Here is a 14,591-nt window from a genome sequence, read left to right on the forward strand (position 1 = left end):
CTGATGTGTGTGTGCTGGTGGGTGCGCGTGGCCGTTTGATGCAGGCGCTTCCCTCCGGCGGTGCGATGCTGGCCGTGCAGGCCTCCGAGGACGAGGTCCTGCCGCTGCTGGGCGGTGCGGAGATCGCGGCCGTCAACGGCCCGGCCTCCGTAGTCGTCTCCGGTACCGAGGACGCCGTCGCCCGGACGGCCGGCGCCTGCGCCGACAGGGGCTGGAAGACGCGCGGGCTCGCGGTGTCGCACGCCTTCCACTCCGCGCTCATGGAACCCATGCTGGACGACTTCGCCGAAGCCCTCGGCGGCATCACCTTCGACCGGCCCCGGACCCCCATCGTCTCCACCGTCACCGCGGAGACGCTGACCGAAGCCGACGCTCAGTACTGGGTGGATCAAGTCCGCCGTCCGGTCAGATTCGCCGACGGGGTGCGGTGGCTCAAGGAGCGGGGCGTCGGCGCGTTCGTCGAGGTCGGCCCCGGCGCCGTCCTGGCGCCCCTGGTGGACGCACCGGCCTGCGCGGTGCTGCGCGGGGACCGGCCCGAGGAGCGTGCGTTGGTCACGGCCGTTGCGCAGGCGTACGCCCACGGCGTGCCGGTCGACTGGGCGGCGTTCTTCGCCCGGACCGGCGCCCGGCCGGTCGACCTCCCGACCTACGCGTTCCAGCGGCGGCGGTACTGGCTGACCGCCTCCGCGGACACCGGCGCGGTGGAGAGGGCCGGGCTGGGGGCGACCGACCATCCGTTCCTGCGCGCAGTCGTGTCGCTGCCGGAGCCGGGCGGGGTGCTGCTGACCGGGAAGGTGTCGGCGGACGACCATCCGTGGCTCGCCGACCATGTCGTGGCGGGCGCGACGCTGCTGCCCGGAACCGCGTTCGTGGAACTGGCCCTCCAAGCGGCGGACGCGGCGGGCTGCGACGTGGTCGAGGAACTGGCGCTGCACGCTCCGCTCGTCCTTCCGGAGCGGGGCGGGCACGCACTGCGCGTCACGGTCGACGGTGACGGTGACGACGGGACCGGGCGCCGCGCCATCCGGATCCACGCCCGCGCCGAGGACGTCCCGCTCGACGCGCCGTGGACACTGCACGCCGAAGGAGTCCTCGGACACGGCGCACCGCCGCCGGCGCCGCGGGCGGCATGGCCTCCACCGGGGGCGGAACCCGTCGAGCTGGCGGACCCGTACACGCGACTGCTGGAGCGCGGGTTCGGCTACGGTCCCGCATTCCAGGGGCTCCGTGCGGCCTGGGTCGCCGGCGACGAGGTGTTCGCCGAGGTCGCGCTGGCCGCGGAGCCGGAGGCGGACGCCGGGCGGTTCGGTGTGCATCCCGCCCTCCTGGACGCCGCGCTGCACGCGGGCCTGCTGGAGGACGGTGGCGCCGACGGCGGACGCGCGGTCGTCCCGTTCGTCTGGAGGGGCGTCGCGCTGCACGCGGTCGGCGCGTCGGCGCTGCGGGTGCGGATCACGCCCGCCGGGGAGAGCGGCGTCGCCGTCTCCGTGGCGGACCCGGCCGGCGAGCCGGTGCTGACGGTCGGCTCGCTCGTCGGTCGCCCGGTCACCGCCGAGCAGATCCAGAGACGGCCGGGCGGAGCCGCCCGGCCCTACCGCGTCGAGTGGACGCCGGTCCGGGCCGCCGCCGCGGCGCACGACACCGGCCGGTGGGCGGTCCTCGGAGGAGGCGGCGGCCTCTTCGCCGCGAACGACCTGCCGGTGTTCGCCGATGTGGCCGCGCTGGGCGAGGCGGTCGGGTCGGGAGCGATCGCGCCGCCTGAAGTGGTCGTCTATGAATGCCCGTCACCCGGCTCCGGTGACGTTCCGGCGGACGTGCGCGCCGTGGCCGGCCAGGTGCTTCACGTGCTCCAGCAGTGGATCGCCGACGAGCGTCTCGCCGGAGGCCGCCTCGCCGTGGTGACGTGCAACGCGACATCCGCCGCCGGGGACATCGCGCTGGCCCAGGCGCCGGTCTGGGGCCTGGTGCGGGCCGCGCAGGCCGAGGCCCCGGGCCGGTTCCTCATCGTGGACGTTGACGGGCGGGCGGAGACCTGGGCGCGCTTGGCGGACGCGGTGGCCTGCGAGGAGCCGGAGACCGCCGTCCGGGCCGGGGAGGTCCTCGCCCCGCGTCTCGCCCCCGCCGAGGCCGGAGCCGGCGGCGCCGTCCCCGCGTTCAAACCCGAGGAAACGGTGCTGGTCACCGGTGGCACCGGCGGCGTCGGCGCGGCCATCGCCCGGCATCTGGCCGACGTCCACGGCGTCCGCCGCCTGCTGCTGACGAGCAGGCGCGGCCCCGACGCCCCCGGCGCGGCGGAACTCCGCGACGAACTGGCCGGACGAGGCGTCGAGGTGACGGTCGCCGCCTGCGACGCCGGGGACCGGGACGCCGTCGCCGCGCTGCTGGACGGGCTACCGCCGGAGTGTGCGCTGCGCGGCGTGGTGCACGCCGCCGGGGTCGCCGACGGCGGACTGGTCGGCTCCATGACGCCCGCGCGGCTGGACGCGGTGTTCGCGCCGAAGGCCGACGCCGCGTGGCATCTGCACGAGCTGACCCGCCAGCGCGGCATCGACCTCGCGATGTTCGTCCTGGTGTCGTCCGCGGGCGGCATGGTCATGGCGGCGGGCCAGGCGAACTACGCCGCGGCCAACGTCTTCCTCGACGCGCTCGCCGCCCACCGAGGCGCCGCCGGGCTGCCCGCCGTCTCGATGGCGTGGGGGCTGTGGAACGGCACCGGCATGGCCGGCTGGATGGCGGACGCCGACCTGCTCCGCCTGCGCCGCCAAGGGCTGCCGCCGATCCCGGTGGACGACGCCCTGCCGCTGTTCGACGTGGCCCTGGCGGCGGGCGAACCCGTCCTGGCCCCGCTGCTGGTGGACATGGCCGCGCTGCGCGCCCGTACCGACGAGACGCCCGCCCTGCTGCGTGGCCTCGCCCCCCGGGCGCGGCGCCGCGCGACCGCGCCCGCCCGCGCCGATGCCGGCGCACTGCGGCGGGAACTGGCCGCGCTCGCCGAGGACGAGCGGGAACGCAGGCTCCTGGACGTCGTCCTCGGGCACGCCGCCGTGCTCCTCGGCCACGACGGGACCACGGCCCTCGATCCCGAACGGGGGTTCCTGGAGGCCGGCTTCGACTCCCTCACCGCGATGGAGCTCCGCACCGCGCTCGGGCAGGCGACGGGACTGGATCTGCCGCCGATGGTCGTCTTCGACAGCGGCGATCCCGCGAACCTCGCGCGCCGCCTGCTCGGCGAGCTGACCGCCGCCGGCACCGGGGAGGTCTCGGCCGCCGGGGCCGGTCCGGCCGTACCGGGCGGCCCGCCCGCCGGAGGGGGGTCCAGGGAGCTGGGCGGCCTGTTCCGGGACGCGGTGCGGTCCGGGCGGCTGAACGAGGGGTTCGCGCTGCTGAAGGCGGTCGCCGCGCTCCGGCCGTCCTTCGCCTCGCTCGCCGAACTCGGCCGCCCGCCGGCCGCGGTGAAGCTCGCCACGGGACCGGACGTGCCGAGGCTCATCTGCTTCAGCACGCCCGCCGCGACGGGTGGCGTCCACCAGTACGCGCACATCGCGGCGGCCCTGCCGGACACGCGGCACGTCGCCGGTGTCCCGCTGCCCGGTTTCGCGCCGGGGGAGAGCCTCCCCGCCACGGCGGACGCGGCGGTCGAGGCACTCGCCCGCAGCACCCTGGAGGCTGCCGAAGGGGAGCCGTTCGTCCTGGTCGGCTACTCCGCAGGAGGGATCATCGCGCATGCGACGGCCGCCCACCTGGAGTCGGCCCTCGGCGTCCCACCCGCCGGGCTCGTCCTGCTCGACAGCTACTCCTACAGCGGAGGCGGCTGGGGGGTGCCCCTGGAACGGCTCGCGGACGGCCTGTTCGAGACGGAGGCGGCGCTCGGCGTCGGCTTCGACAGCGCCCGGTGGTCGGCCATGGCGGGATGGGGCGAGATCATCCCCGGCCTCGTGCTCGGCGAGGTCAAGGCTCCCGGGCTCTTCGTCCAGTGCACCGAGCGCTTCTACGTCGCGGAGGATCCCGCGGACCCGGCGGACGTCGGCTACGCCCCGGCCGCCGACCCGGACGCCTGGCGGGCCACGCCCTGGAACGCGGCCCACACCGTCCGGACGGTGGCCGCCAACCACTTCACGCTGATCGAGGCGGGGGCGGCGGAGGTCGCGCGGGTCATCGAGGACTGGCTCCGTTTGACGGCACCGGGCGGCGGCCCGGTGCCCCGAGGCTGAACCGAACCCGACGACTGAGGTGGCAGAGCATGACCCCCTTACCGAGTGTCAAAGGAACCGTGCCCTTCGGCGAGCACGAGACGTGGTACCGGGTGACCGGGGAGCTGCGGTCGGGCGGCACGCCGCTCGTCGTGGTCCACGGCGGCCCGGGCAGCACCCACGACTACCTGCTCGCCCTGGCGGACCTGGCCGGGCCGGACCGGCCGGTCGTCCACTACGACCAGATCGGCAACGGCGGGTCCACGCACCTGCCCGACCGCGGCCCCGAGTTCTGGACGGTGCGGCTCTTCCTGGACGAGCTCGACAACCTCCTCGACCGGCTCGGCATCGCCGACGACTACGCGCTGTTCGGTCACTCCTGGGGCGGGATGCTAGCCGTCGAGCACGCTGCGTCCCGGCCCGCGGGCCTGCGCGGCCTCGTCGTCGCGAACGCGCCCGCTTCCTACCCGCTGTGGCTACAGGAGATGACGGTGCTGCGCGGCGCCCTCCCGCCCGGGGTGGACGCCACCCTGCGGCGCCACGAGGACGCCGGCACCACCGGCAGCGAGGAGTACCACGCCGCGCTGCGCGTCTTCTACGAGAAGCACGTCTGCCGCCTGGACCCGTGGCCGCGCGACTACATGGCCTCCTTCTACGAGATCTACGACGACCCGACCGTGTACTTCACGATGAACGGGCCCAGCGAGTTCCATGTCATCGGCAGCCTGCGCGACTGGGGCGTGGTGAACCGCTGCGCCGACGTGGCCGTCCCGACGCTGCTGCTGTCGGGCCGTCATGACGAGGCGACGCCGGTGACGGTGCGGCCCTTCCAGGAGCTGATCCCGGACGTGCACTGGGAGATCTTCGAGGAGTCCAGCCACCTTCCGCACCTGGAGGAGCCGGAACGGTTCGCCGAGGTCCTCGGCGCCTACCTCGACGGGCTCCGGTCCCCCCGCGCAGGGGACCGATCGGGGTCCTTCCGGGGCGCGGGAGTCCCCCGGATTCGGTCTCGTCCGACCCACCCGACCCGTGAGGGGCCGCGCATGGACAGCGGCGGCGACGCGAGCGCGATGGTCTTCCCGGGCATGGGACCCGTGCCGTTCGCGGAGGCGGCGAGGTTCCTGCTCGTCAACCCCGTGGCGCGCAGGATGACCGCCGAGGCGAGCGAGGTCCTCGGCTATCCCCTGATCGATCGCTGGCGCGAGGCCGACGGCGACTACAGCGAGTACGCGCAGGTCGCGTTCCTGGTCGGCTGCCTCGCGCTCGCCGAGTGGGCGCGGGAGGAGCACGGCGTGGACGCGCGGGTGTGCGCCGGCCCCAGCTTCGGCGGGAAGGCGGCCGCCGTCCACACGGGCGCGCTGCCGTTCGCCGACGGGGTCCTGATGACCGCGCGGTGGGCCCGGTTCCTGGAGGACTTCTCCGCCGGCGAGCACGGCCACGTGGTGACCCAGTCCTTCGCGCGCGTTCCCGCCGGCGAACTGGCGCGCATCACGGCGGAGCTGGCGGACCGGGGCGCCTGGCACGAGGTGTCGTGCGAAGTCGACGAGGACTTCCACATGCTGTCGCTCGGCCGGGACGAACTGGACTGGCTGGGGAAGCGGATCCGCGCCGCCGGTGGCCTGCCGCTCTACACGATGTACCCGCCGATGCACGTGAGCCTGTTCGGCCCGCTGCGCGGCCGCATCGAGAGTGAGGTGCTCGGCGGGCTCCGGTTCGCCGACCCGGCGCTGCCGCTGATCGCCGACCAGGACGGCCGGGCCGTGGACACCGGCGAGGAGGTGCGGACGATGCTGGCGGACGGCTTCGAACGGCCCGTCCGCTGGCCCCGGGTCGTGGCGGCACTGCGGCGGCACGGTGTCGGCACGCTCTACGTCTGCGGGCACGATGCCCTGTTCGGCCGGGTCCCGGCCACGCGGCGGAACTTCACCGTGGTGCCGGCCGACCCCCGGACGGCACTTCGCCCCCGGCGGCGGGGACCGGCGCCGTCGCGCTGAGGACATGGCCGCCGCCGTGGTCACCGCCGCCGGGGGCGGCCGTGGAGATCAGGGTGCGGCCGCCGCGGCCATCTCGGAAAGGGTATTCCACAGCACGGCGGGAGAGGCGAACGTCTCGACGGTGAGTGCGTCGTCCACGAAACGAACGCCGTACGCGTTCTCCAGCGCCGCCAGCAATTCCACCGTGCCCAGCGAATCCAGTCCGAGATCCCGCAATGCGGCGTCTTCCGTCAGCGTTTCGTCGGGCGCGAGAAAAGGCAGCTGACGGCGCAGCAGTTCTTCAAATTGTGCGTCCCACATAGTTCCTCCCAGGTGTGCGGATCCGTCCGCGTGCGAATTCGACGCGGACCACCGGCCGACGCTGCTTACGAAAGCCGACGACCGGGACGGGTACAACCCCTACTTCCTCCGGGAGCGATGATGATCAGAACGGTCGAAGCGGCACTGCATGGGCGTTTCCTGCGCGGGCTCGCCGCGTCCCCGGACGGCACGGCGATCCGCACCGCGTCGGCCGTGCTCGGCTACGCGGAGGCCCATGAGCGGGCGCTCGCCCTGGCGGGCGCGCTGCTCGCGCATGCCGGCGGCCCTCCCGGCGCGGTCGGCGTTCTCGGCGGCAAGAGCCCGCGGACCTACACCGCCCTGCTGGCCGCCCTGTACGCGGGCGCCACGGTCGTCCCGCTGCACCCCGGATTCCCCGCCGCCCGGACTCGGCGGATGCTCGACCTGCCCGGCGTCTGCGCGGTGCTCGCCGACGAGGAGGGGCTGGCGGCCCTCGCCCCGCTCGGCGGGCCGGACGGGCTCGACCTGCCCGTCCTCGCGCCCGGCCTGGACACCGGCGCGTTTCGGCGGATCCCGGTGAGCGCACGGGACGCGCTCACCGAGCCGCGCCCGGCCGGGCCGGACGACGTCGCCTACATCCTGTTCACCTCCGGCTCGACGGGCCGGCCGAAGGGCGTCCGGATCACCCACGGCGCCGCCGCGCACTACTTCCGGCTCCTGGACGCGCGGTACGACTTCACGCCCGCCGACGCGTTCTCGCAGACCTTCGACCTCAACTTCGACTGTGCCATCTTCGACCTGTTCTGCGCCTGGGGCGCCGGCGCCACCGTGCACACGGTGCCGCCGCAGGCGTACCGGGACCTGCCCGCGTTCGCCGCCGAACGCGGCCTGACCGTGTGGTTCTCGACGCCGAGCGCGATCACGATCGTGCGGCGGCTCGGCGGTCTGCGCCCCGCCGCGCTGCCGTCGCTGCGGTGGAGCTTCTTCGCCGGCGAGGCACTGCGGTGCTCGGACGCGGCGGACTGGCAGAAGGCGGCGCCCGGCGCGCTGATCGAGAATCTGTACGGCCCCACCGAGCTGACCGTCACGGTCAGCGGGCACCGCTTCGTACCGGACGTCCCGGCCCCGCACGTGCCGCACGGGCTCGTCCCGATCGGCGCCTTGCACGAGGGCCACGACGGCCTGCTCCTTCGGCCCGGCGGCCCCGCCGACGTCGCCACCGCCGCGGTCGGCGCCGAAGGCGAACTGTGCGTCACCGGACCACAGATGACCCCCGGTTACCTCGATCCCGTCGACGGCGAGGGCCGGTTCCTGGAGCACGGAGGTCGGCGTTGGTACCGCACCGGCGACCGCGTCCGCCGGCTCGACGGTGGTGAGCTGGCCTACCTCGGACGCGTGGACTCCCAGCTCCAGGTCCAGGGCCGGCGCGTCGAGCCGGCGGAGATCGAGCACGCGCTGCGCGGCTGCCCCGGCGTCGACGACGCCGTCATCGTGGCCCGGTCGAACGACGGCGTCACCGAGCTCGTCGCCTTCTACACCGGGACGCCCGTCCCTCCAGCCGGGCTCGCCGGGGAACTGCGCCGCAGCCTTCCGCACGACCTGGTGCCGCGCCATTACCGGCACCTCCCCGAGTTCCCCCTCAACGCCAACCGCAAGACCGACCGAAAGGCCCTCGAGGAACGCGCCTCGGCGGGGTAGGGGTGCTTTAGGGGTGCCGACCCGAGTCCCGTCTCTCCTAGCCTTCCGAATGGGGGCCGGCGTGCGCATTCCGTTTTCCTCCGTCGCTGAGCATGCGCAGGCATGTGCTCATCTGGTTCCCGGCTGCCACCATTCCCATCTCGGGAGGAAATATGACCGAAATCAGTAAGGCCGAGGCCGAATACCCGTCCTTTCCGATGGCGCGGTCCTGCCCCTACGGCCCGCCGAAGGAATACGAGGAGATCCGCGAGCAGGCCCCCATCTCCAAGGTCCGCCTCGCGATGAACGGCCGGGAAGCATGGCTCGTCACCAGATACGACGATGTCCGGGAGATCCTGTCCGACTCCCGGGTCAGCGCGGACATCACGAACGACGGTTACCCGCTCATGCTGCCCGTGCCGATGGACATCCTGAAGTCGGTGCCGCGTGCGCTGTTCCACCTGGACCACCCCGAGCACACCGTGCAGCGGCGCCTGATCATGCCGGAGTTCACCGTCCGGCGCATCAACGCGATGCGCGAGCGCACCCTGGAGATCATCGACGAGTACATCGACGCGATCCTGGCGAAGGGCGGCACGGTCGACCTGATCGAGGAGCTGGCCATGCCGATCCCGGCACAGGCCATCTGCGAGCTGCTGGGGATCCCGGTCGAGGACCGTCACTTCTTCCACGAGTACGTCGCCGGCATCCTCGGCAAGGACAGTGACCCCGAGCAGATCGCCGTCCGCGAGGCGCAGATGGCCGCCTACATCGAGCGGATGCTGGTCGAGCGCTCCGAGAACCCCGGCGACGACTTGGTCAGCAACCTGATCGTCCGGAACGAGGAGGACGGCTTCGGGCTGGAGCTCGCCCAGATCGGCATCCTCGTCCGCGCCATCGTCGCAGGCGGCCACGAGACCACCGCGAACATGATCGGCCTCGGCATCCTGGCCCTGATCGAACACCCCGACCAGCGCGAACTGCTGATGAAGGACCGGTCGCTCGCGAGCCGCGCCGTCGACGAGCTGATGCGGATCTTCAGCATCTCCGACTTCGGCACCTCCCGGGTCGCGATGGAGGACATCCAGCTCGGCGACACCCTGATCCGCAAGGGCGAGGGCATCATCGCCTCGCTCGCCGCCGCCAACCACGACCCCGATCTCTTCCCGGACCCCTACCGCTTCGACATCACGCGGGAGTCCGTGCGCAACGTCGGGTTCGGCCACGGCGTCCACCAGTGTTCCGGGCAGACCATGGTGCGGATGCAGCTCGAGCTGATCTTCCCCCGGCTGTTCGAGCGGATCCCCGGGCTGCGGCTCGCCGTGCCCGCGGAGGAGCTGCCGCTCAAGAACGACTCGCTCATCCACGGCCTCTACAAGCTCCCGGTCACGTGGTAGGCGGCGCCGTGCGACTCGCCGTCGACCGGGAGATCTGCGTCTCCTCGGGTTCCTGCGTCAGCTCCGCCCCCGCCGTGTTCGACCAGGACGCGGAGGACGGGCGGGTGTTCCTCCTCCAAGAAGCCCCCGGCCCCGAACACCGCGACGCGGTGCTCCAAGCGGTGCACAGCTGTCCTGTCGGCGCCCTGAAGATCGTCGAGGACCGGTAGCGGCGACCACCCGGTCCGCGCCCCGACCCGTTCCACCCCGTAAGGCCCCGTCTCCTCCTACCAAGCAAGGAAGGCTGTGCGATCCAGCGACGAAAGGCACGAGACCGAAGCGGGCGGCGAACTCGTTCACGCGCTGTTGGACGAGGCGCTGGCCGCCACGCCCGAAGCCGCCGATGTCCCGGCCGTCAGCGACTCCGGCGGAACCTGGACCTACCGGCAGACCGACGCGTACGCGCACGCGTTCGCGCACTGGCTGCGGGCCCGCGGCGTCGCCCCTGGCGACCGCGTCGTCGTGCAGCTGCCGAGCCGCCGCGAGCTGGTCGGCATGTTCTACGGGACGTCCCGGTGCGGCGCCGTGTTCGTGCCGCTCAACCCCGCCATGAAGGAGTTCCACCTGGCGTCGGTGCTGGCCGACGCGGATCCGGTGCTGGTCATCGCCCCCGGATCCGCGGTCGGCCGGCTGACCGGAATCGGCGCGGCGCCGGTGTACGACGCCGGGGTCGTCCGGGACGAGGTGGAGCGGCTTTCCGCGGAGGGCGTGCGGGTGCCGCCGTCCGACACCCGCCCGGACGACCTCGCCGTCCTCGTCTACACCTCCGGTAGCACCGCGGCGCCCAAGGCGGTCATGTGCCCACACGCGCAGATCGTCTTCGCCACCCGGGCCATCCAGGAGGTGCTGGGGTACCGGCCCGACGACGTGGTGTTCTGCCGGTTCCCGATCTCCTGGGACTACGGCCTCTACAAGGTCCTGCTCGCCTGCGCCGGTCGTAGCGAGATCGTCCTCGCGGGCGAGGAGTCGGACCTGACCCTGCTCAGGCGGATGCGGGAGACCGGGACGACCATCGTTCCGATCGTCCCGTCGTTCGCGTCCATCATCGTCACGATGGCGGGCCGGGACCGGGAACCGCCGCCGCCGGTGCGGCTGTTCACCAACACTGGCGCGGCGCTGCCGCCCGCGACGATCGAGGCGCTGCGCGCGGCGTTCCCCGGCGCGCGCGTCGTCCGCCAGTTCGGGCAGACCGAGTGCAAGCGCATCTCGATCATGCCGCCGGAGGAGGATCGCGAGCGGCCCGACTCGGTGGGCCTGCCCCTGCCGGGGACGACGGTGGAGATCCTCGGCGCGGACGGCGAGCCCGTCCCGGCCGGGGAGACCGGCGAGATCGTTGCGAGCGGGCCGCATGTCATGCCCGGCTACTGGAACAACCCGGAGCTGACGGCCCGCACGTTCCGCCGGGAGGGGCGGACCGGCGCTCTCCGCCTGCACACCGGCGACTACGGTCGGCTCGACGCCGACGGTTACCTCTACTTCGCGGGCCGCCGCGACGACATGTTCAAGCGCAAGGGCATCCGGATGAGCACCCTGGAGATCGAGGCCGCCGCGATGGACATCACCGGTGTCCGGACCGCGGCGGTGCTCCCGCCGGACGGTGACCGCGACCTGATGGTCTTCGTCGCGGGGGACCTGCCGCCACAGGTCGTGCTGAAGGAGCTGGCGCGGCGACTGGAACCGGCGAAGGTCCCGGCCGAATGCCGGGTCCTGCCCGAGCTGCCGCTGACCCAGCACGGCAAGAACGCCCGCGACGCCCTCGTGGCGCTGATCGATGGGGACGGTGCCCGGTGACCCGGCTGGACGATCTCGCGGCCCGCTTCGGCACGCCGGTCTACGTGTACGACCTCGACGAGGTCGCCGCGGCGGCCCGTGACCTGCTCGGCGCGCTGCCCGCGGAGACCGAGCTGTTCTACGCGCTCAAGGCCAACCCGCACCCCGACGTCGTCGCAGCCCTGCGTGCCGTCCCCGGCGGACGCTGCCGCGCCGAGATCAGCTCCACCGGGGAGCTGGACGCGGCCCTCGCCGGCGGTTTCGCCGGAGCGGACTGCCTCTACACCGGACCGGGCAAGACCCCGGGCGAGTTGCGCGCCGCCGTCGGCCGCGGCGTCCGGCTCTTCTCCACCGACTCGCTCACCGACGTCGAGCACGTCGGCGCCGCGGCCCGCGAGCACGGCACGACCGCCGACGTCCTGCTGCGCGTCAACAGCGCGTCCGGGAGCGCCACCACCAGCATCCGCATGACCGGCACCCCCTCCCAGTTCGGGTTCGACGCCGAGGCGCTGCCCGCCGTCCTGCCCGCGCTGCGGCGGGTGGGCGGGGTGCGCCTCGCCGGGATGCACTTCTTCCCGCTGAGCAACGCCCACGACGAGGCGAGCCTCATGGCGGAGTTCGAGCAGACCATCGACGGCGCCGCACGGCTGGCGCGGGAACTGGACCTCCCGCTGCGGTTCCTGGACATCGGCGGCGGGTTCGCCGCGCCGTACGCGGCGCCCGGGGAGCGGCCGGTCTACCCGCGGCTGCGCGACGCGCTGGCGGCGGCGCTGGACGCGTCGCTGCCCGGGTGGCGCGGGGGCGATCCGCGGATCGCCTTCGAGTCCGGCCGCCACCTGGTCGGGACCGCCGGGACGCTCGTCGCCGGGGTCAGCAACGTCAAGGTGAGCAGGGGACGCAAGTTCGTGATTCTCGACGCGGGCATCAACGTCCTCGGCGGCATGTCCGGGCTCGGCCGCCTGCTGCCGGTGTCGGTGCGCACGGACGTGGAGCCGACGGAGAACGCCAGCCTGGTCGGCCCGCTGTGCACCCCAGGCGACGTCCTCGGCCGGGAGATCCCGCTGCCGGCGCTCGGGCCCGGCGACCTCGTCACCATCCCGAACACCGGGGCCTACGGGGTCACCGCGAGTCTGCTGATGTTCCTCGGCCGGCCCGCGCCCGCCGAAGTGGCGGTGCGCGGCGGCGAGATCGTGTCGGTGTCGAGGCTGGAGCACCACCGCTCGCACATGCCGGTGACCGGTCCCGCGCCGGCCCGGCCGGCGGTCCTGGCGGGGGGACACCCGTGAACCGCCCCGTGGAACCGGTGCCCGCCCGCGCGGCGGACCGGAGCCCGCCTGCCGCGCGGGCGGGCACCGTGGTCGTCAGCAGCGTGTCCTCCGACGCGCACACCTGGAATCTGGTGTTCCTCCAGCTTCTGATCGAGGAACTCGGCTACACGGTGCTGAACCTCGGGCCGTGCGTCCCCGACGACCTGCTGATTAAGGAGTGCTGCCGGATCGCCCCCGTGATGGTCGTCATCAGCAGCGTCAACGGCCACGGCCGGGAGGAGGGGCTCCGGTTGATCGACAGGCTGCGAGCCCGTCCCGAGCTGGCCGCCACCCCCGTGGTGATCGGCGGCAAGCTCGGCATCGACCACGAGGCCGCCGCGGGGCAGACCGAAGCGCTGCTGGACGCCGGTTTCGACGCCGTCTTCGCCGACGGCCCGGGCGCCGCGGACTTCCGTACGATGCTGGCGTCGATGGCGCCGCGGGCCGGGGAGCTCGCGGGCAACGGAGGCCGGACGTGAGCGATGTCGCGCCGCGGACGGTGTCCACCGACGTGCATCCGAGCGAGGTCGACTTCGGGGCGTTCGTGCGGCGCGCCGCCGACGCCGGGGAACTGGTCGCCCAGCCCCGCATGGGCTTCGGCCCGCCCGGCCTGATGCGCGCGGGCCTCGCGGCGACCAGGGCCGCCGCCGCCACCACCGTCGGCACGCTCACGCTGGACAGCTACACCCGGGTCGGCGACCTGGCGTCCGCCGAGCGGGCGGTGCGTGCGGACGGCGGCGCGAACCTCAACGGCTACCCGATCGTCAGCCATCCGGCGGAGACCACGGCGGCCGTCCTCGCGGGCCTCCTGAACCGAGACTTCCCGGTTCAGGTCCGGCACGGCTCGGCGGTCCCGGCCGACATCTTCTCGGCCCTCATCGCGCTGCGGCTCACCGCGACCGAGGGCGGGCCCGTCTCGTACTGCCTGCCGTACGGCCGGACGCCGCTGGCGGAGTCGATCCGCAACTGGTCGGATTGCGCCGTCCGTTTCGCCGCGCTCCGCGAATTCCCATCGGAACCGCATCTGGAGACGTTCGGCGGGTGCATGCTCGGCCAGCTGTGCCCGCCGGGCCTCCTCGTCGCGCTGAGCGTTCTGGAGGCGCTTTTCTTCCAGCAGCGGGGCCTTCGCAGCCTTTCAGTGAGTTACGCCCAGCAGACCAATCCGGAACAGGATATCGAAGCCGTCCTCGCGTTGCGGAGGCTGTGCCAAGAGCTCCTTTCCCTGTCCTCATGGCATGTCGTCATCTACGCGTACATGGGCGTTTACCCGCGGACGGACCGTGGCGCGTACCGGCTGCTCGGGGAGGCCGCCGGGCTCGCGCTGGCGACCGGCTCCGAGCGGATCATCGTCAAGACGGTCGCCGAGTCGCGCCGCATCCCGACCATCGCCGAGAACGTCGCCGCGCTGGAGTACGTCGCCAGGGCAGCTGGGGCGCGCCCCCCGCTCCGCCCGCCCGCCGACGGCGCGAACGGCGGTGACTCCGCGACCTACCAGGAGGCGAACGCGCTGATCAACGCCGTTCGGAACCTCCACAGGGACATCGGTACGGCGCTGCTGCTGGCGTTCCGGCGCGGCTACCTCGACGTGCCGTACTGCGTCCATCCGGACAACCGGGGCCGGACGCGCAGCGCCCTCGACGGCGCGGGACGGCTCTGCTGGGCCGACACCGGCGCCCTCCCGGTCCCGCCGCCCGAGCGGCGCGCCCCGGCCGGCGCCGTCACCTCGTCCGGCCTCCTGGAGGACCTTTTCTATATACAGCGGAAATACGATGCGTGCGCGCCGGAAAGCGGGGAGACCGCTGCTTCTCCGGCGTTGGCAGAACGGTCGAGAAGATTGCCGGGTCCGCGATGAGGGGTGCGGTAGGGGTGGGCGTTTCGGTGCTGCGGAACCTAGGGTCCGGAGTCGGTTCATGTTCGAAAATTCATGGTGAAGACCGG

At 73.3% G+C, this 14,591-nt stretch carries 10 protein-coding genes and 1 pseudogene; 10 read left to right on the forward strand and 1 reads right to left on the reverse strand.

All coding sequences use genetic code 11. From position 1 onward, the window contains the following. Positions 1–17 precede the first annotated feature (17 nt). The 3 genes and pseudogenes from IEJ02_RS45415 to IEJ02_RS50920 all read left to right on the forward strand — a co-directional run bounded on the left by IEJ02_RS45415 (position 18) and on the right by IEJ02_RS50920 (position 6,184). The gene (locus IEJ02_RS45415; RefSeq protein WP_317986084.1) at positions 18–4,211 is read left to right on the forward strand and encodes an SDR family NAD(P)-dependent oxidoreductase; all 4,194 of its coding nucleotides are present in this window, start codon (positions 18–20) and stop codon (positions 4,209–4,211) included. Positions 4,212–4,240: 29 nt separating this feature from the next. Next, positions 4,241–5,134, forward strand: a pseudogene (locus IEJ02_RS45420) (proline iminopeptidase-family hydrolase); the annotation flags it as partial. A gap of 438 nt (positions 5,135–5,572) precedes the next feature. Further along, complete coding sequence (locus IEJ02_RS50920) at positions 5,573–6,184, forward strand: hypothetical protein (RefSeq protein WP_343299759.1); 612 nt, start codon at positions 5,573–5,575, stop codon at positions 6,182–6,184. 48 nt (positions 6,185–6,232) lie between these two features. On the opposite strand, the gene IEJ02_RS45430 is transcribed toward IEJ02_RS50920, so the two are convergent. Continuing rightward, complete coding sequence (locus tag IEJ02_RS45430; protein ID WP_137975990.1) at positions 6,233–6,484, reverse strand: phosphopantetheine-binding protein; 252 nt, start codon at positions 6,482–6,484, stop codon at positions 6,233–6,235. 120 nt (positions 6,485–6,604) lie between these two features. Here IEJ02_RS45430 and IEJ02_RS45435 point away from each other — a divergent pair, with 120 nt between their 5' ends. The 7 genes from IEJ02_RS45435 to IEJ02_RS45465 all read left to right on the forward strand — a co-directional run bounded on the left by IEJ02_RS45435 (position 6,605) and on the right by IEJ02_RS45465 (position 14,505). Continuing rightward, complete coding sequence (locus IEJ02_RS45435; RefSeq protein WP_191070148.1) at positions 6,605–8,161, forward strand: AMP-binding protein; 1,557 nt, start codon at positions 6,605–6,607, stop codon at positions 8,159–8,161. Positions 8,162–8,313: 152 nt separating this feature from the next. Then, positions 8,314–9,537: a cytochrome P450 gene (locus IEJ02_RS45440; protein WP_191070149.1), complete on the forward strand. Its 1,224-nt coding sequence runs from the start codon at positions 8,314–8,316 to the stop codon at positions 9,535–9,537. A gap of 8 nt (positions 9,538–9,545) precedes the next feature. After that, on the forward strand, positions 9,546–9,746 hold the full coding sequence (locus IEJ02_RS45445) for a ferredoxin (RefSeq protein WP_191070150.1): 201 nt from the start codon (positions 9,546–9,548) through the stop codon (positions 9,744–9,746). 76 nt (positions 9,747–9,822) lie between these two features. After that, the gene (locus tag IEJ02_RS45450; RefSeq protein WP_317986083.1) at positions 9,823–11,367 is read left to right on the forward strand and encodes an AMP-binding protein; all 1,545 of its coding nucleotides are present in this window, start codon (positions 9,823–9,825) and stop codon (positions 11,365–11,367) included. Further along, the gene (locus tag IEJ02_RS45455) at positions 11,364–12,632 is read left to right on the forward strand and encodes an alanine racemase (protein ID WP_191070151.1); all 1,269 of its coding nucleotides are present in this window, start codon (positions 11,364–11,366) and stop codon (positions 12,630–12,632) included. Before IEJ02_RS45450 ends, IEJ02_RS45455 begins: the two co-directional genes overlap by 4 nt. Next, a complete protein-coding gene (locus IEJ02_RS45460; protein WP_191070152.1) occupies positions 12,629–13,132 on the forward strand; it encodes a cobalamin B12-binding domain-containing protein in 504 nt (167 codons plus the stop codon). Before IEJ02_RS45455 ends, IEJ02_RS45460 begins: the two co-directional genes overlap by 4 nt. Continuing rightward, positions 13,129–14,505: a methylaspartate mutase gene (locus tag IEJ02_RS45465; RefSeq protein ID WP_191070153.1), complete on the forward strand. Its 1,377-nt coding sequence runs from the start codon at positions 13,129–13,131 to the stop codon at positions 14,503–14,505. The genes IEJ02_RS45460 and IEJ02_RS45465 overlap by 4 nt, the downstream gene beginning before the upstream one ends. Positions 14,506–14,591: the final 86 nt, after the last annotated feature.

Origin of the sequence: Streptomyces sp. 5-10, from assembly GCF_014712245.1 — a bacterium.
GTDB lineage: Bacteria > Actinomycetota > Actinomycetes > Streptomycetales > Streptomycetaceae > Streptomyces > Streptomyces violaceusniger.

Bases quoted from the DNA above. Each gene is read 5' to 3' on its own strand.
- IEJ02_RS50920 (WP_343299759.1), top strand. From the start codon at position 5,573: ATGACCGCGCGGTGGGCCCGGTTCCTGGAGGACTTCTCCGCCGGCGAG.
- IEJ02_RS45430 (WP_137975990.1), bottom strand. From the start codon at position 6,484: ATGTGGGACGCACAATTTGAAGAACTGCTGCGCCGTCAGCTGCCTTTT.
- IEJ02_RS45435 (WP_191070148.1), top strand. From the start codon at position 6,605: ATGATCAGAACGGTCGAAGCGGCACTGCATGGGCGTTTCCTGCGCGGG.
- IEJ02_RS45440 (WP_191070149.1), top strand. From the start codon at position 8,314: ATGACCGAAATCAGTAAGGCCGAGGCCGAATACCCGTCCTTTCCGATG.